This is a genomic window from Bradyrhizobium sp. SZCCHNPS1003 (assembly GCF_032381555.1).
In the GTDB taxonomy this organism is placed as follows: domain Bacteria; phylum Pseudomonadota; class Alphaproteobacteria; order Rhizobiales; family Xanthobacteraceae; genus Bradyrhizobium.
In genome coordinates, this window is record NZ_JAUHIU010000001.1 from 638,054 (window position 1) to 655,039 (window position 16,986).

At 66.6% G+C, this 16,986-nt stretch carries 16 protein-coding genes; 7 read left to right on the forward strand and 9 right to left on the reverse strand.

Annotated features, from left to right (window positions below):
- Positions 1-22 precede the first annotated feature (22 nt).
- From QX126_RS02950 to QX126_RS02965, 4 genes are all read right to left on the reverse strand, one after another.
- Positions 23-754 (reverse strand): SDR family NAD(P)-dependent oxidoreductase, encoded by a 732-nt coding sequence (locus QX126_RS02950; protein WP_315736432.1) that lies wholly within the window; start codon positions 752-754, stop codon positions 23-25.
- A complete protein-coding gene (locus QX126_RS02955; protein WP_315779204.1) occupies positions 747-2,135 on the reverse strand; it encodes an AMP-binding protein in 1,389 nt (462 codons plus the stop codon). The genes QX126_RS02950 and QX126_RS02955 overlap by 8 nt, the downstream gene beginning before the upstream one ends.
- Entirely contained in the window at positions 2,122-2,367 is a 246-nt protein-coding gene (locus tag QX126_RS02960; protein ID WP_315716519.1) for an acyl carrier protein, read from the reverse strand. Before QX126_RS02960 ends, QX126_RS02955 begins: the two co-directional genes overlap by 14 nt.
- Positions 2,368-2,494: 127 nt before the next feature.
- Positions 2,495-4,300, reverse strand: coding sequence for a long-chain-acyl-CoA synthetase (locus tag QX126_RS02965; protein ID WP_315779206.1), 1,806 nt, complete (start codon positions 4,298-4,300; stop codon positions 2,495-2,497).
- 176 nt (positions 4,301-4,476) lie between these two features.
- Here QX126_RS02965 and QX126_RS02970 point away from each other — a divergent pair, with 176 nt between their 5' ends.
- The gene (locus QX126_RS02970) at positions 4,477-5,463 is read left to right on the forward strand and encodes a tripartite tricarboxylate transporter substrate binding protein (protein ID WP_315779208.1); all 987 of its coding nucleotides are present in this window, start codon (positions 4,477-4,479) and stop codon (positions 5,461-5,463) included.
- Between the two features lie 26 nt (positions 5,464-5,489).
- Here the strand turns inward: QX126_RS02970 and htpG are convergent, their stop codons facing one another.
- Complete coding sequence (gene htpG, locus QX126_RS02975; protein ID WP_315779210.1) at positions 5,490-7,361, reverse strand: molecular chaperone HtpG; 1,872 nt, start codon at positions 7,359-7,361, stop codon at positions 5,490-5,492.
- Between the two features lie 68 nt (positions 7,362-7,429).
- Positions 7,430-7,948, reverse strand: a complete 519-nt coding sequence (locus tag QX126_RS02980) for a MarR family winged helix-turn-helix transcriptional regulator (RefSeq protein ID WP_315736427.1) — start codon at positions 7,946-7,948, stop codon at positions 7,430-7,432.
- A gap of 135 nt (positions 7,949-8,083) precedes the next feature.
- Here QX126_RS02980 and QX126_RS02985 point away from each other — a divergent pair, with 135 nt between their 5' ends.
- The 5 genes from QX126_RS02985 (at position 8,084) to QX126_RS03005 (ending at position 11,941) form a co-directional block, all read left to right on the forward strand.
- Positions 8,084-8,626, forward strand: a complete 543-nt coding sequence (locus QX126_RS02985; protein WP_315736426.1) for a VOC family protein — start codon at positions 8,084-8,086, stop codon at positions 8,624-8,626.
- A gap of 51 nt (positions 8,627-8,677) precedes the next feature.
- Positions 8,678-10,315 carry an FAD-dependent oxidoreductase gene (locus QX126_RS02990; RefSeq protein WP_315779212.1) on the forward strand — a complete coding sequence of 546 codons (1,638 nt, stop codon included), beginning with the start codon at positions 8,678-8,680 and terminating at the stop codon, positions 10,313-10,315.
- Entirely contained in the window at positions 10,312-10,506 is a 195-nt protein-coding gene (locus QX126_RS02995) for a DUF2783 domain-containing protein (protein WP_315736424.1), read from the forward strand. Before QX126_RS02990 ends, QX126_RS02995 begins: the two co-directional genes overlap by 4 nt.
- A 247-nt stretch (positions 10,507-10,753) precedes the next feature.
- Positions 10,754-11,404: an Mpo1-like protein gene (locus QX126_RS03000; RefSeq protein ID WP_315777682.1), complete on the forward strand. Its 651-nt coding sequence runs from the start codon at positions 10,754-10,756 to the stop codon at positions 11,402-11,404.
- A gap of 126 nt (positions 11,405-11,530) precedes the next feature.
- Positions 11,531-11,941 (forward strand): hypothetical protein, encoded by a 411-nt coding sequence (locus QX126_RS03005; RefSeq protein ID WP_315736422.1) that lies wholly within the window; start codon positions 11,531-11,533, stop codon positions 11,939-11,941.
- 716 nt (positions 11,942-12,657) lie between these two features.
- On the opposite strand, the gene QX126_RS03010 is transcribed toward QX126_RS03005, so the two are convergent.
- The 3 genes from QX126_RS03010 to QX126_RS03020 all read right to left on the reverse strand — a co-directional run bounded on the left by QX126_RS03010 (position 12,658) and on the right by QX126_RS03020 (position 15,548).
- Positions 12,658-12,831 carry a hypothetical protein gene (locus QX126_RS03010; protein WP_315736421.1) on the reverse strand — a complete coding sequence of 58 codons (174 nt, stop codon included), beginning with the start codon at positions 12,829-12,831 and terminating at the stop codon, positions 12,658-12,660.
- An 86-nt stretch (positions 12,832-12,917) separates the two neighbouring features.
- On the reverse strand, positions 12,918-14,618 hold the full coding sequence (locus tag QX126_RS03015) for a hypothetical protein (protein WP_315779213.1): 1,701 nt from the start codon (positions 14,616-14,618) through the stop codon (positions 12,918-12,920).
- A 126-nt stretch (positions 14,619-14,744) separates the two neighbouring features.
- Positions 14,745-15,548, reverse strand: coding sequence for an MBL fold metallo-hydrolase (locus QX126_RS03020; protein ID WP_315736419.1), 804 nt, complete (start codon positions 15,546-15,548; stop codon positions 14,745-14,747).
- A gap of 118 nt (positions 15,549-15,666) precedes the next feature.
- Here QX126_RS03020 and QX126_RS03025 point away from each other — a divergent pair, with 118 nt between their 5' ends.
- Complete coding sequence (locus tag QX126_RS03025) at positions 15,667-16,785, forward strand: ring-opening amidohydrolase (RefSeq protein ID WP_315779215.1); 1,119 nt, start codon at positions 15,667-15,669, stop codon at positions 16,783-16,785.
- The last annotated feature ends 201 nt before the right edge of the window (positions 16,786-16,986 follow it).

The following is a 16,986-nucleotide window of genomic DNA, read 5'->3' on the forward strand; positions in this document are numbered from 1 at the left end:
CGACCGATTGCCGCAAATGGCCTCAGGCGGTATTGCCTGCGTCGACCGTCAGCACGGTGCCGGTGACATTGCGCCCGCCGTCGCCGAGCAGGAATTCAACCATCGCGGCCACGTCATCGGTTTCCGGCAGCCGCCGCAACGCGCTCCGGCCGGCGATGCGCCGCTGTTGCTCCTCGTCCATGCTCTGCGTCAGCTCGGTGGCGATGAAGCCCGGCGCGATCGCGTTCACGGTGATGCCGACCTTGCCGACCTCGCGCGCCAGCGAGCGCGTGAAGCCGTTGGCGGCCGCCTTGGTCGCGCCGTAGACGGACAGGCCGTTGTAGCCGGTAGAGGCGATGATCGAGGAGATGTTGATCACCCGCCCTTCGCCCGCGGCCATCATGTGGCGAACGACGTATTTCGTCAGGATCATCGGCGCCAGCACGTTGAGCCGCACCAGCGCCTCGATCTCCGAATTGTGCATGGTCGCGAGCAGCCCTTCAGTGCCGAGACCGGCATTGTTGACGAGACCATAGAGCGGACCGAACTCGTCGCGGACCGACTTCACGAAGGCCGGAAGGTCGTCAACGACGCTGAGGTCGCAGGCGCGGAAATGAATGCCGGCGCTGCTGGCGCTGAACTCGGCCATCGCTGCGCGCAGTTCGTCGCTCTCCCGGCGGGCCACCGCGATGACGTCATAGCCCGCTCCCGCGAGCCTGCGCGCGATGGCGAGCCCGATGCCACGGCTGCCGCCGGTGACGAGAACATTATGCATCGGCGCGCGCCAGCTTGCCGGCCGGTGTGACGTCGAGCGCTGGCACGACGCGGATCATCGCCGGCACCTTGTGAGCCGCGAGACGCGCGCGACACGCGGCGAGGATCTCGTTGCGAACCGTCTCACTCCGCGCCGGATCGGCATCCACCGTCAGCACGACCTCGGCCACGACGATGCCGCCGGTGATCGGGCTGCGTCGCGACTTGGCGCGCGACATCCGCACCTCGGGATGGCCATTGATCACGGCTTCGATCTCTTCGGGATGGACCTTGAGCCCGCCGACATTGATGATGCCGTTCCGGCGCCCGACGAAGTAGTAGCGATCGCCGCGCAGCTCGACCATGTCGCCGGTGTCGACATAGCCGTCCGTATCGGTCAGGGCAGCCGCAGCGCGTCCGACATAGGCGTGCGCCGCGCGCCTGGAGCGGATGCGCAGCGAACCGTCGACGACCTTCATGTCGACGGCACCGCGGCCCTCGCCGAGCAGCGTCGCAGGAAAACCCTCCAGCCCATCATTGACCGCGAAGCCGACGCCGGCCTCCGTCGAGGCGTAGGCATGACCGATCGAAGCGTCGGGAAATGCCTGCTTCAATCCGTCGAGCACGGCCTGGTCGGCGATCTCGCCTGAGAGACGCACATAGCACGGCGCAAAGCCGTCGACCGATCCGCTCATCAGCAGCTTGCGCCAATGCGACGGCGTTCCGGACATGTGAGTGACGCCGCGTGCGTTGAGACGCGCGATGTGGTCCGTGAGCCCCTCGCCCGGATCCGACAGCACCATCGAGCCGCCGCCGACGATGGCACGCAGGAAGATCTGCAGGCCGCCATAGCGGCGAATGTCGTAGAAGGTCGCCCACACCGGCATCGCTTCGCCAGGACCTGGACGGTCGCCGATGATCGCGCCGCACAGGCCCTCGAGCGTATGCCCGACAATCTTCGGCACGCCCGATGTGCCTGATGTCAGCATCAGCCATTCGGTGGCGCGCACCGTCTGCACCACCTCGACAGAAGGTTGCGGCAGGGCGACCTCGATCACGAGATCCACGCCGCAGGCGTCGAAACGCTGGACCTCATCGGTCACAATGACGTCGATGTCCGCATCGGCGATGATGCTGGCGAGATGCTCGCCCTTGAGATCCGGCGGACACAACAGCAGGCGCCCCGCGACGCCGTCGATCTCGATCAGCGCGAGGCCGGCGAGCAACTGGCCGGAGGTCGCCAGCAGCACCGAACGTCCGTTGAGCTCTTTGGTGCGGCCGCCGAGGCAGCTTCCACGCGAGAGCTCGGCGAGCGATAGGACGTGACGCGGATCGGAGATCGTCCGCTCGGTCAGCGCGGTCCCGAGATGGTCGCGAAGGGCGAAGATCTCACGCGGGGACATTCTCATAGGCCCCGATGAAGTCGCCTATCGTGTTGGGGAACGTCACATCCTCGGACAGTGTGAACGGATCGACGCCGAGATCGTCCTCGAGACGGGCGACCAGGATGGCAAAAGCGAGCGAGTCGAAGCCGGTCTCGTGCAACGTCAGCTCGTCGGTCAGCGGCGGCAGCTTGACCTTCTGCTCGTCCGCAATCTGCTTGATCGCTGCAATGATTCTTAACCGTACCGACATGGGCCAATCCGCTCACTGTTCAAACGATGAAACCGACCATAGGACGAGAAGGTGAAGGAAGCCGGACTTCCCAGCCATCTTTCGGGACCGTTGGTAAATACCCATCATGGCCTATGATTAAAATCATCTACAAACGAACCTCGCCGGCGAGGATCCGCGCATGGAGAGCCCGATCGAGCGGGCAATAGGCACCCGTCCCGGCGTCCCGCACGTAGAGCGGCTCGTGCACGATCGACGGATCGAAGCCGTCGCGCATCAGCTCCTGCTTCTTCTGCTTGAATGTTTCGGTCGACTGCAGCGACGACGTGATGCGGAGCGCCACCGGCCGCGCATAGGGCGGCAACCGGCAGGCAAGTTCTACGGAGAGGCGATCGAGATCGAAGCTGTCGCCGACGACGAGCGCAGCCATGCCGGCACGTCCGTCCCTGCCGGGCACGACGACACCATAGGTCGATGCTTCCAACACGCCGGGACATTGCAGGATCGCCTCGTTCACCTCGCTGGTCGCGACGTTCTCGCCCTTCCAGCGGAAGGTGTCGCCGACGCGATCGACGAAATAGAAGAAGCCTTGGTCATCCTGGCGCATCAGGTCGCCGGTGCGGAACCAGGCATCGCCCTTCGCGAAGACGTCGCGCAGGATCTTCTTCTCCGTCTCGCCCGTGTCGGTATAGCCCTCGAAGCGGCCGCCTCCCTGGTCCGCCGTACCGATGCGGCCAATGGCTTCGCCGATCTCGCCGCGCGCGCAGACCAGGCACCGCCCATCGGGTCCGCGCAAGGGTGCGCGCTGGTCGGCGTCCAGCTTGATGATTTCGGCGGGAAAGCGATGCGCGAGCAGCGACGGCACGCGCCCGATCGATCCCACCCTGCCCTCGACATTGTAGAGTGAGAAGTTGCCTTCGGTCGCGGCATAGAATTCCAGCACCTGGGGAATGACGAAGCGCGCCTGGAACGCCTCCCAGACGTCACCGCGCATTCCGTTGCCGCAGGCGAGCCGCAGCCGATGGGCGCTGTCGAAATCGGATGGCGCGGCGGCCAGCAGGTAGCGGCAGAGCTCGCCGATATATTGCACCAGCGTGCAATCGTGACGAACGATGTCGCGCCAGAAATTGCTCGCCGAGAATTTCTCGGCGAGCACCGCCGCACCGCCGGCGCGCAGCATGCTGCAGGGCGCGACGATGCCGCCGACGGAATGATAGACAGGCAGACAGTCATAGAGGCGATCGTCGGGACCTGCACCGGTGAGGCCGGCAAACCAGCCGCCCCAGTTCATGATGCGGCGATGGCTGATGCTGGCAGCCTTGGGCAGGCCCGTCGTGCCGGAGGTGTAGATCAGCAGCGCGCGGTCGTTGATCGTCACGGCGCGGCGCTCAGTTGCGTCGAGCGCGTGCGTATCCATCGCGGCGACCGCGACGTCGAGATCGCCGCCATCGGCAACCCAGACACGCGGCCCGCCCGCGATCACCGGCGCAACCTCCGTATAGGCTTCGTGGAAGTCCTTGGAGACGATCACATGGACTGGCCGAGCCACATTGATGCAATGCGCGAGCGACGGTCCGATCAGATTGGTGTTGATGAGCGCAACCACGCCGCCGACGCGGCTGATCCCAAACCAGGCGGCCAGGTAGTCGGGTCGGCTCGGCATCATCAAAGCGACCGTGTGACCAGGCCCGATGCCGTTGGCCAGCGCCCAGCGGGCGTATCGGTTGATGCGCGCAGACAGGGCGGAATAGCTCAGCGTCTCGCGATCGGAGACCAGCGCCGGCCGTTCGGGCTGCTTCGCAGCCCAGTCGTCCACCACGTCGGCGAACAGCCGCGCCGGCTCTGCCTCGATGCGCGAGGTCAGCTCGATCGCCTTCAGCCAGATCTTTGCCGCCGACGGCCTTCGAGGGGACGTGCTGAGTTCCACAGACCGGTCCGCCCGCTCGGAGTTCATGACTGCCCCCACCTCAATCCGGGGCGCTTATAAGCCCACCGGCCTGACCAGCCGTTAACCGGGAGGGTTAACCGGCCGAGAGTGCGTCGCTGTTGATGCGAATGCGATCCTTTACGAAGTTCTCGGAAATGCCGGTTAGCGTACCGCTCCCAGAACATGCCAACGCGAAGGCCGGCATGCCCAAGGACACGATGACACGACGCGCATTGCTGCGCTGCGCCGCCTGGAGCAGCGTTGCAGCCATGACTTCGACCACGGCGTTCGCCGGAGTTGATGCGCCCTATCCGGCTCAGCCTGTCACCTGGGTCATTCCGTTTGCTCCGGGTGGGGCCACCGGCCGGCTGTCGCTCTTGATCTGCGACCGGCTGACCCGCCGACTGGGCCAGCCCTTCGTGCTCGATCACCGGCCGGGTGCGGGCGGCGCGACCGCCACCAAGAACGTCGCGAGCGCCCCGCCGGACGGTTACACGATCCTTGCGACCTCGACCGCCAACGTCATCACGGCCTCGACCGACGGCCCGCCCGGCGCCGACGGCGATCTCATCCCCGTCGCGGGCATGGCGCGCATGCCGCTGCTGCTGTTGGTCAGCCGGCAGCTGCCGGTCAAGACGCTGCCCGAATTCCTGGCCTATGCCAAGGCCAACCCGGGCACGCTCAGCGTCGGCTCCGCCGGCCCCGGCACCGTCCAACTGCTGTCGGCCGAGCTGTTCCGGACCCTCGGCGGCATCACCTGGTCCACCGTGCACTATCGTGGCTCGGGGCCGGCCTTGACTGACCTCGCCTCCGGCCACATCCACGCGATGTTCGACAACGCCGCTTCCGCCGTCGACCTGTTGCGCAGCGGCAAGGTCCGGGCGCTGGCGGTGTCGACCCGCGAGCGCGCCGCCGCCTTCCCCGATCTGCCGCCGGTCGCCGACGTGCTGCCGGCGTTCGAAACCTCCGGCTTCTATGGCGTCGCAGTGCCGCACGGCACGCCGGAAGCCATCGTTGAGCTGCTCAACCGCGAGATCAACGCCGCGCTGGCCGATCCCGACATCAGCAGGCAGTTCGCGGAGGTCGGCGCCACGCCGCTCACCGGCGACGTCGGCGTCTATGCCGCGACCTACCGCGCCGAGATCATGCACTGGCGCAAGCTGGTCCCGCAGGTGAGCGCGAAGAACTGACCTCTGCGCCCGGCGACCCGCCTGCCTCAGGCCGCCGCGACGCCCTGCAGCACCAGCCGGTTGAGCCGGGCCGCGAACGCGGCCGGATCCTCCGGCAGTTCGCCGTCGAGAATCTGCGCCTGCTCGAGCAGCAGGAACGACAGGTCGCCGACCTTGGCCTTGTCGGCGGCGGCCTTCGCGACCGCGACGACCAGCGGATGGCGCAGATTGATCTCCAGAATCGGCTTTGTGCGGGCGCCGCGCGCCTGCTGCGACAGGATGCGCTCCAGCTCGCGATCGGGACCATGGCTGCCGGCGACCAGACACGAGGCACTGGTGGTAAGCCGGGTCGAGACCTTCACGTCGGTGACGTGGTCGCCGAGGCTTGCCTTGATCAGCGCGATCGTGTTGGCCTCGTCGGCGGCCGGCTGTGCCTCGTCCTCAGGCTTCGGCTCGGTCACCGGGATCGGATCGAAGTTGATGTCGCCCTGGCTCAGCGACTTCAGCGGCTTGCCGTCATATTCGAGCCTCGCCGAGGTCCAGAACGCATCGACCGGATCAGTGAGCAGCAGCACCTCGACGCCGCGCGCCTTGGCGGCTTCGAGCCGCGGATTGGACTTCAGCCGCTCGATGCTGTCACCGACCAGGAAATAGATCTCGGTCTGGTTCTCCTTGAGCCCCTCGACATATTGCTTCAGCGAGCGCTTCTCGCCCGATGTCGTGGTGAAGCGCGCCAGCGCCAGCAGCTTGTCGCGGCGCTCGAAATCCTCGTACAGACCTTCCTTGATGACGGCGCCGAACGAATCCCAGATCTTGTCGAAGTTCTCGGCGTCCTTGTCGGCGAGCTGCTCCAATTCGCTGATCACCCGCGTCGTCACGGCTTTCCGGATCTGCGCCAGTTGCGGATTGTTCTGCAGCATCTCGCGCGACAGGTTGAGCGGCAGGTCCTCGCTGTCGATCACGCCACGGATGAAGCGCAGATAGGCCGGCATCAGGTCGGCGTCGTCGGTGATGAAGACGCGCCGGACATAGAGCTTGACCTTGCCCTTGCGCGCGGGCTCGAACAGGTCGAACGGCTTGGTCGACGGCGCGAACAGCAGCACCGCATAGGAATAGCGGCCCTCGGCGCGGTAGTGCAGCGTCATCGCCGGCTCGTCGAACGCATGGGCGATCGACTTGTAGGCCTTGCTGTAATCCTCCGAAGTCAGCTCGGACTTCGAGCGCTGCCACAGGGCGCTGGCGGAGTTGATCTGGCGCGGCTCTCCCTCCTCCGGCACCAGCATGATCGGGAACTGGATGTTGTCGGAATAGGCGGTGACGATGCGCTCGATCTCGTAGGCCTCGAGATACTTCTTGGCGTCGTCCTTGAGGTGCAGCACGATCTCGGTGCCGCGCGCCACCCGCTTGGCGTCCTCCTCGGACGCGGGCGCGACCTCGAAGCCGGCGCCGCCGGAGGAGGTCCAGGTCCAGACCTCGCTGCCGCCGGCACGGCGGCTGATCACGACGATGCGGTCGGCGACCATGAAGGCCGAGTAGAAGCCGACGCCGAACTGGCCGATCAGGCCGGTGCCGTCCTTGGCCTCGGCCAGCTTCTGCACGAACGCCTTGGTGCCGGAGCGGGCGATGGTGCCGAGATGATCGATCAGTTCCTGGCGCTCCATGCCGATGCCGCTGTCGGCAATGGTCAGCGTATCCGCCGCCTTGTTCGGAATGATGCGGATCTGCGGCGGCTCGCCCTCGCCGATCAGGTCGGGCCTGGCGATCGCCTCGTAACGCAGCTTGTCACAGGCGTCGGAGGCGTTCGAAATCAGCTCGCGCAGGAAAATGTCGGTCTCGGAATAGACCGAATGCACCATCAGATGGAGCAGCTCGGAGACTTCGGCCTGGAAGGAATGGCTAACGGTCGCGGTGTCGGTCATCGTCGTGCGTTGGCCCATGCTATCAAGGGTGGAGAGAGACCGTCGATATAGCGCGGCGGCGGCACCGATCAAGCCTTCCGACCGGGGGGATCACCGGCCGATCGTTCGGCGGCCGCGAGCAGCTTGTCGATGACCGCGTCCAGGGTGGCGATCTCGGCGGCCGAAAGCACGCTCAGCAGATCGGCCTCGCGCGCCAGCGCATGGGGCACGATTCTGCGGTACAGCGCCCTGCCGGCGGCCGTCAGCGCTACGATCCGCTCCCGTCCATCCGCGAGATCGCGGCTGCGGCTGACGATGCCGCGTGCCTCCAGGCTCTGCATGGCGCGGCTGACGTTCATCTTGTCGAGCGTCGTCAGCCGGCCAATCTCCTTGGTCGGCAACCGCGGCTGCTCGCCGAGCGCCGCCAGGATCCGCCATTCCTGGCGCGACAGCGCGAAGCGGTCGGCATAGACCTCCGCCACCGCCAGCGACACCTGTTCGGCGAGCCGGGCCAGCCGGTAGGGAAAATAGCGCTGCAGCCGGAGCTCGCGCTCCGTGGCCGCTTCGCCTTGCTTGCGGTCGCGAATGTCGGTGACCGGCTTTGTCATTGCGTCCTCTGCCCCTCGTTCCTTCCAACGATCCCGGCGACCTCGATCCGATCCTGATCCGGTTGATCTGGATCAAAGCCAAACGATCGTATCATTCGTTACTATTCTGCCAACAACGATCATGGGAGGACAATCATGCAGATCGAGAAGATCCATCACGTCGCCTATCGCTGCGTCGACGCCAAGGCCACGGTCGAGTTCTACAAGAAGGTCCTCAACATGGACCTGCTCGGCGCCATCGCCGAGGACAAGGTGCCCTCCACCAAGGCGCCCGATCCGTACATGCACATCTTCCTGGATGCGGGAAACGGTAATATCCTCGCCTTCTTCGAGCTGCCGAACTCGCCGCCGATGGGACGCGATCCCAACACCCCGGAATGGACCCAGCACATCGCCTTCCAGGTCAAGGACATGGAGGAGCTCGAGGAAGCGAAGGCACGCGCGGAGGCCGCCGGCCTCGACGTCGTCGGGATCACCGACCACACCATCTTCAAGTCGATCTATTTCCACGATCCGAGCGGCCACCGGCTGGAGATCGCGGCCTGGACCGCGACGCCCGACCAGATCGCGCGGATGAAGTCGGTCGCCCACGCCATGGTGGACGAATGGGCGACCACCAAGAAGCCGCCGCGGCACACCGCCTGGATGCACGAGAAGGAATTCGCAGGCAGCGACTGAGCGATTGCTCGTCCCGACAGTCCCGACCGCAACGCGCCAGGCGAGGCAGCCATGAGCAACTATGTCTATCCGCGATTTCCCTATGTCTGCTCGGCGGAGCAGCGCAGCGGCGAGACCCGCCGCCATCCGATCGTCGTGATCGGCGCCGGGCCGATCGGCCTGACGGCGGCGCTCGATCTCGCTGCCCGCGGCCAGCCCGTCGTCGTGCTCGATGACAACGATACCGTCAGCATCGGCTCCCGCGCCGTGTGCTACGCCAAACGCCCGCTCGAGATCTGGGATCGGCTCGGTTGCGCCGCGCCGATGGTCGAGAAGGGCGTCAGTTGGAACATCGGCAAGGTTTTCTTCCGCGACCAGCTCTCTTATCAATTCGATTTGCTGCCCGAGCCCGACCATCGCTGGCCGGCAATGATCAACCTGCAACAATACTATCTCGAGGAGATTCTGGTCGATGCTTGCAACAGGACGCCGCTGATCGACCTGCGCTGGAAGCATCGGCTGGTCAGCCTGAAGCAGACCGACGACTGCGCTGGCCTCGCGGTGGAGACGCCCGACGGCATCTTCACCATGGAGGCGCAATGGGTGATCGCCTGTGACGGCGCCAATTCTGACACCCGGCGCATGGTCGGCGCTGAGTTCAAGGGCCAGTTCTTCCAGGACCGCTTTTTGATCGCCGATGTCAGGATGAAGGCGGAGTATCCGACCGAGCGCTGGTTCTGGTTCGATCCGCCGTTCCATCCGGGGCAGTCGGTGCTGCTGCATCGCCAGTCCGACAACATCTGGCGCATCGACTTCCAGCTCGGCTGGGACGCCAATCCGGACGAAGAGAAAAAGCCCGAGCGCGTGATCCCGCGCATCCGGGCGATGCTCGGCGAGACCGCCGAATTCGAGCTGGAATGGGTGTCGATCTATCAGTTCGCCTGCCGCCGGATCGACAATTTCCGTCACGGCCGCGTCCTCTTCGCGGGCGATGCGGCGCACCAGGTGTCGCCGTTCGGCGCCCGCGGCGCCAACACCGGCGTGCAGGACATCGACAACCTCGCCTGGAAGCTGGCGCTGGTGCTGCGCGGCGAGGCGCCAGAGAGCCTGATCGACAGCTATCACGAGGAGCGCGCCTTTGCCGCCGACGACAATATCCTGAACTCGACACGGGCGACCGACTTCATCACGCCGAAGACGCAAGCCAGCCGCCTTTATCGCGACGCCGTGCTCGACCTCGCACAGAACCACAGCTTTGCGCGGCCGCTGGTCAACAGCGGCCGGCTGTCGACGCCGACGCCCTATGTCGCGTCGTTGCTGAACACGCCTGACGACGGGAGCGTCCCCGGGGCGATGACGCCTGGCACCAATGCCGCCGATGCGCCGGTGACGATCGCGGGACAGCCCGGCTGGTTGCTGAACTGCCTTGGCTCGGGCTTCACGGTGGTCACCTTCGACAACGCCGTCACGGCCGAGCAGCTCAGCATCGACGGCATCACGGCGCGGGTGATCGTCGTCGGCCGCGACATCGCTGATGCCAAGGGCCTGCTCGCGGCACGATACGGTGCCTCGCCCGGCACGACCTATCTGTTCCGTCCCGATCAATATGTCACCGCCCGCTGGCCGCAGTTTGACGAGAACGCGATCACGGAGGCGGTCCGGCGCGCCTGCGGCAGGCGCGGCGCGGTCCAGCAGGAGCTTGCGGCATGAGCCTGACCCTCACCCCGAACATCAGCGATCCCGACGACTTCTATGCCGAGCTGATCGGCGGCCAGCGCGACCTCAGCGAGGACGAGGCCCTGCGCATGAACGCCAGGCTGGTGCTGCTGCTAGCCAACCATATCGGTGACCGCGCGATCCTGAGCGAGGCGATCCGGCTGGCAAGGTCGCCCGCCGGCTGATGCAGGCCACAACACGCCACATCGGCAGCCGGCTTTGATCCGGATCAAAGCCGCTTCTCCGCATTTTGCGGCAGACAGAGAGACCAGCCGGCGAGTCGTGCGCCGGCGCAGAGTCCGCTCGCTTGCGCACATTGCGGCTCCCGATCCGATCCCGGTCGGTTTCATTGTGACAACATCATAATGTCACGCCACCTTCACTGAAGGCCTCTACGTCTTCGCCTCGTTCCACAACGGCACGGGGATTCGCATGTCGCGCTACTACAAGACGCTGCAGACGCAGCGCTTCGACGACTATCGCTACTATCATCAGAGCCGGATCAATCAGACGCTGCACCTGATCAGCGCCGTGATCTTCCTCGTGTGCTATGCGCTGCTGTTCAAGGATCCGGCGATGGCCGGCCTGGTCGGCTGGCTCGCGATGCTGACGCGGCAGACCGGGCACTTCTTCTTCGAACCGAACGGCTATGACCACGTCAACGGCGTCAGCAACGACTACAAGGAGGCGGTCAAGGTCGGCTACAATCAGACCCGCAAGATCGTGCTGCTGACGGTGTGGGGTCTGGTGCCGGTGGCGCTGTTCGCGTTTCCGACGCTGTTCGGCCTGTTCGCCGAGCCGGCCAGCCGGATGGACTTCGTCCGCCACGTCGGCCTGCTCTGGCTCGCGGTCGGCATCGGCGGCGGTCTGTTTCGCGTTATCCAACTGTTTGCAATGCAGGATGTCTCGACGGGCCTGATCTGGGCCTTCAAGGTGCTGACCGACCCGTTCCACAACATTGCGCTGTATTGGAAGTCGCCGCTGGCGCTGCTGCGCGGCGAGCTCATCGATCCGACCATCAAGGACGCCTCGCATTGGGGCGCCGCCGAGGACGAGGCCGAAGAAGCTGCGCATCTCACCTGATCGCGAGTTCCCGCCGCCGGCCGGTCCTGCGGCGGGAGTTCTCGAACAGAGGGGCTGCAACAACATGGAACAACTCTCCTGCTACGCCGTTGCGGCCTCAGTGCTGGCGGCCTTCAGGAGCTCCCCATGTGTGACTACAGCCTCCATACTGTTGCTTCCCGCGATGCCAAAACTGCCGACGTGCTGGTCTCCTGTCGATTTCCCGGCACGGAGACCCGCGGCTTCTGCACCAAGGACGACCCGTTGACCGCCGTCTGCCTGCGGCCGGGCACGGAGCTCGCCTTCGAAGACGATGTCCGCATCAAGGGCTTCTTCTTCCGCCGCAAGGTCGGCGCCCATCTCGCCCGCTTCCGCCAGGTCGACACCAACAAGCCGACCGAACATCACGATGCGCTCGAATTCTCCAATGGCCGAATCGTCAAGGTCACCGACCTCGCCGCCGGCCAGCGCGCCCGCGTGCTGCAGATGCCGGCCGATCCGGCCGCCAAGCGCACGACGGCGCCGCTCACGATCGAGCTGCGCGCCACGCAGCTCTGAAGGCTTCGACATTGACTTCGACATGGACGATGTCGGCGCCGCGGCGCTGGCGTCGCCCATGGCCAATCGAAATGCTCGGCTCATCGAACGCGATGCGTTGCGGGAGTGAGGTCTTGCTGCGGATATCATCGACATGCGTCGTCGCGTTCCCGCGGCCCGTCGGACCCGAGTGATACGGCAGTCGTCCCTCTGAAAATGAGAGGGCGCGGGGAAGGCCGGGTGCTGACCGCGGCCCATGGCCCGCCTGCAACAAGAAAAGCAGGCGGCAGTCACCACAGGTCGGGCCTGACAACCGGCCTCCCCCGCGCGATCGGTTTTAACGGTGTCCTTCGTGCTCTCCCTGGGGATCGGCTTTCTTGCCCCCATCGCCCGCGCGTGCCGTCAAGCAACGCTTGCGGACTTGACCTCAGCGTCGAGAGGCCAGGACCACACGACTTCGCCGTCCGCGCCGGACTGCGCTCGTCTGGCACAGCCGTCACGTCCATCGCAGCCCACCTCCACGTTCGTGACGACGCGTACGTCCCTCTGCACGAGGCGGGATGGGAGGAGATAAGCATTGTTTCGGAAAAATAGCAAGAGCAATTTCGCGAAATCCGCAAGCGCCCCCCCTAGAGCAGGGGCGGTGCGCTCCCCTTCCCCTTGCGGGGAGGGGAGCGCACGGCGGGGCCGGCGCAGAAGGCGGAGGCTCGGGAAGCGCCGTCCGACGAATGCCTGGTTCAATCCGGCAGGTTCGTGAACCGCGGCCGCCAGACGCCGAGGATGACGTTCACGGTGGCGACGCCGAGCATGACCCAGATCGCGCCTTGCTCGGTGCCGAAGTTGGGCTGCAGCGTCGCCGGATCGATCTGGCCGGCAACGGCGCGCGCGGCCTCGTCGGCCGCTTCCTGCATCGGTCCCTGCACGGCGGCAAAGCCCCATTCGAAGACGAGGATGCCGGAAGCGAGCTTGGCGAGCGCCCAGCCGCCGCTCTCCGGCCTCAGGACGGTGAGGCCGTCCGCGGAGCAGGCTCCGGCTTCTGCACCGCCGTGGTGCCGGTGCCGCCCTGCCCGACGCGGAACAGTTGGATGTAGCTGCCGAGATAGAGCGGTGTGAGGCCGGCGACCGGCTGCTCGGGGAGCGGCGGGTCGAGCAGCAGAACGGCATCGAAGTGCGACCGCCAGCCGGCCAGATAGCGCGCGAGTTGCAACACGTCGGCGGACGGCGTGTCCGGCTGCAGCCAGCGCCACGCGGCGGGCTCGGCCAGCGGCTGCGCAAGGCGCGCGAAGGAGGGACGGACCGCCACGGGCTGCTGGCTCGGATGGGCGAACATCAGCGGCCAGAACGCCCGTCGCTCGATCACGAGCAGCGCCGCCATATGGGAATCGACATAGCGGAATCCAGGCAGGATCCGCTCGCGCCGGCTGGAGACGGGCTGCTCATGGCCATGCGCGGCGATGACGCGCGCGCCGGGCTGCACATGCGCGATCGCCGCGCGCAGTTCGGCGAGGTCGACCCTGTGATCGATCCATGCCGATGCGATGTCCACGGTACGAATCAGCGTCAGGCCCGCGAGGACGATGCCGACGAGCGCCGCCGTCCTGCCGGACACGACCGGCTGCAGGCCGGCGAACAGCAGCAGGCCGCACATCGCGGCAAAGCGCATATCGATGAACGTTCCGCCCAGCGCGCTCCATGGCGCCGCGACGAAGGCAACGAACAGCGCCGCCAGCGCCAGCGGCATGCCCGGCGCGACGACGATCTGGCGCCGGACGAGGATCAACACCGAGAGCACCGCGACGGTCGTTATGACCGTCAGCTCGGCACTGGTGGTCAGGAACGGCGTCATGATGCGCCACAGCTTCGGAGGTCCGATCCAGGCGCCGAGTTGCAGCCCGCCCTCACCCAGCGGACAGAGCCCGTAGAGCAGCACGGCCGGGCTGAGCGTGATGCCGAGCGCGCAGGCGACGACCACCAGCTCCCGTGCAAGGCCGGGCGACCGGCGCAGCCGCCACAGCCGATCGGCCTCTCCAGCGCCGATCAGGACCGCGAAGAACAGCAGGCCGAAGATGTGGCAGAGGAAGGCGGCCGCCGCGGCGCTGGCCCCCCACGCGATCGCGGGCAGCCAGCCGCGACGGCGCAGCGCCACCCAGCCGGCGGCGCCGCCGAGCGCGAGACCAAGCGAGAGCTGGAAATTCATGAAGCCGAGCAGGAAGACGCCGTCATAGGCGATGATGCCGGCCGCCAGCGGCCACAGCGACAAGCGGCCGAACACCGCGCGGTGATAGGCGATCACGCCAAAGAGCGGCGCGAACAGGCTGAGCGCGAGCAGGATGCGGCCGCCGACATGAACGTCGGTGACGCGCAGCAGCGCGACGCCGATCACATCCATGCCGAGATTGGGCAGGATGCGCCAGTTCGGCGCGTACATCTGCGACAGCACGGGATCGTCGGGATGCGCCAGCACGAACAGGCGCGCGAGGTGGTTCGGATAGTCGAGCACCGGCGGCACATCGACCAGCAGGAACGGCAGCGCGAGCACGATGGCGAGCACGAGCGCCAGCACGGCCCAGAGCCGCTGCATGTGGCTGGCGGTGGACGCGAACGCCGGATCGTGCAGGCCCGGGAGAGTATCTGAATGCAGGATGAGGCCGGCCGGCGCGATGGCGCCGGTCACCGACGAGCACGATTGCGAACGCATTGAGGTACCCCACTCCGCCCGGGATACTTCGATACCATCCGACCAAAGACTGCAAGACGCTCAAATACAACCTTATGGTTGTGCCTAATGCCCCGTTACTTTACGGGGGTTCGTGGAACCAGCGGCTCAGGCGATCGCCTGGAGATAGCGCCGCACCGAGCGATCGAACGCCGCCTTCGCATCGTCGCCGATGTTCTTCTGCCACCACGCGCCGTAGATGCGGTCGAAGGCGAGCGGCGCGACCGCATCGGCGATGCGGCGCACGGCGGCGGCGCCGAGCGGGATGTAGTTCGGATAGGAGTACATGAAGCTGACGTGGCGGCGATCCATCGCCACCATCGCGATGTCACCGGTCAACAGCGCGCCCTTGCCACCGGCACCTTTGCGCCAATGCAGGATGGTGGCGCCGGCGAAATGCCCGCCGGTCCGCAGCAGCACGACGTCATCCGAGATGGCGAGGCGATCGCCCGTCCATGGCACGATGGCCGGATGCGGCCGGGTGACGAAGGCGCGGTCGTCGCCATGGAGATAGACCGGCGCGTTGCCGAATGCCTCGCTCCAATCGGCGACCGCGCCATAGTAGTGCGGATGCGACACCGCGATGGCCTTCAGGCCGCCCAATGAGCGGACGCGGGCAATGGCTGCCTCCGTCGCCAAGGGAATGCAGTCCCACATCACGCAGCCGTCCGGCTCGGGAACGAGCAGCGCGCGCTGGCCGATCGCAAAGCTGGGATCCAAAGCGAGGCCGGTCAGGCCGTCATCCTCGCGCCAGATGACCTGATGCCGGCCAGCAAGGTCGTCGCGGCTGAGGAAGCTCTGTCCCTTCCAGTTCACATATTGCCGCTCGTCCTCGCAGACGACGCAATGGCCGGGCGGCGCCTTCGTATCGGGAAACTGCGCGCCGCATTGAAAGCAGGTCCAGAGAGGCATGGATCACCGGTCGTCGAGATGGGATTGCGGAGGATAGCACGCGGACCATCCCGGAACACCGTCGCGCGCGGCTTCGTGATTGCCTAGTGTCGCCGGACGCCCGACAGGAGTTCTCGACATGCCGACCACGCTGCGCCGCGCCTACGTTCACCGCCTGCCGATGCGCAGCCCGGACGATGTCGGCGCGCTCGAGGCCGGAATCGCGCAAGGCGCCATCGATCCCGCCGGCATCGTCGCCATTCTCGGCAAGACCGAGGGCAATGGCTGCGTCAACGACTTCACCCGCGCCTTCGCCGTGCGCTCGCTGGAGGCGCTGCTCGGCCGATATCTCGCGGCCGACGCCGTGCGGCAGATCGCGATGGTGATGTCCGGCGGCACCGAGGGCGCGCTGTCGCCGCACATGATCGTGTTCGAGGCACGCGACGGCGGCGACGCCGTGGCGCCGCGCGCTTTCCCGGCATCGCTGGCGCTCGGGCGCGCGCGCACGGCGGCGCTGGCGGGCGAGCATCTCGGCCGCATGCAGCAGGTCGAGCTCGTGGCGGACGGCGTGCGCGCGGCGATGGCTGACGCCGGCATCAGCGATCCCGCCGACGTCCATTACGTGCAGGTGAAATGCCCGCTGCTGACGATGGAGCGGATCGAGGCGGTGGAGGCGCGGGGAGAGCGCACCGCCGTGCGCGATACGCTGAAGTCGATGGGCTTTTCCCGCGGCGCCTCGGCGCTCGGTGTCGCCGTCGCGCTCGGCGAGGTCGCCGCTGCCGATCTCTCCGATGCGACGATCTGCACGGATGTCTCGCGCTACAGCGGGCGCGCGGCGACATCGGGCGGCGTCGAGCTGCTCGACCACGAGGTCATGGTCGCCGGCATGTCGGCCAAGTGGAGCGGGCCGCTGGCGATCGATCATGCGGTCATGGGCGATGCCATCGACATCGAGCCGGCGCGGCAGGCGCTCGCCCGACTCGGCCTGAACGTGCCGGGCCAGGTGCCGGCCGCCGATCGCAGCCGCATCGCCGCGGTGCTCGCCAAGGCGGAGGCAGCGCAGAGCGGCCGGCTGCGCGGCCAGCGGCATACCATGCTTGACGACAGCGACGTCTCTTCGACCCGCCACGCCCGCGCCTTCGTCGGCGGCGCACTGGCCGGGCTGTTCGGCTTCACCGACCTGTTCGTCTCGGGCGGCGCCGAGCATCAGGGCCCCGACGGCGGCGGGCCGGTCGCGATCATCGCCGAGCGCCGCTGATCTCACGGTCGAAATCCCGGGCCACGCGTTCTACCTGATCACCACGGCGAAGTTCTGAGCCGCATACGCGTCCCGATCGGGAAACAGATTCGCCAGATTCCCGCCGCATCTCGCGACGCGGCGGGGAGCAGCTCGAACCGAAGATCGACCGAAGTGATCGTCAAGCGCACGATTCACCTCGCGAGACGACGTGAAAGACCA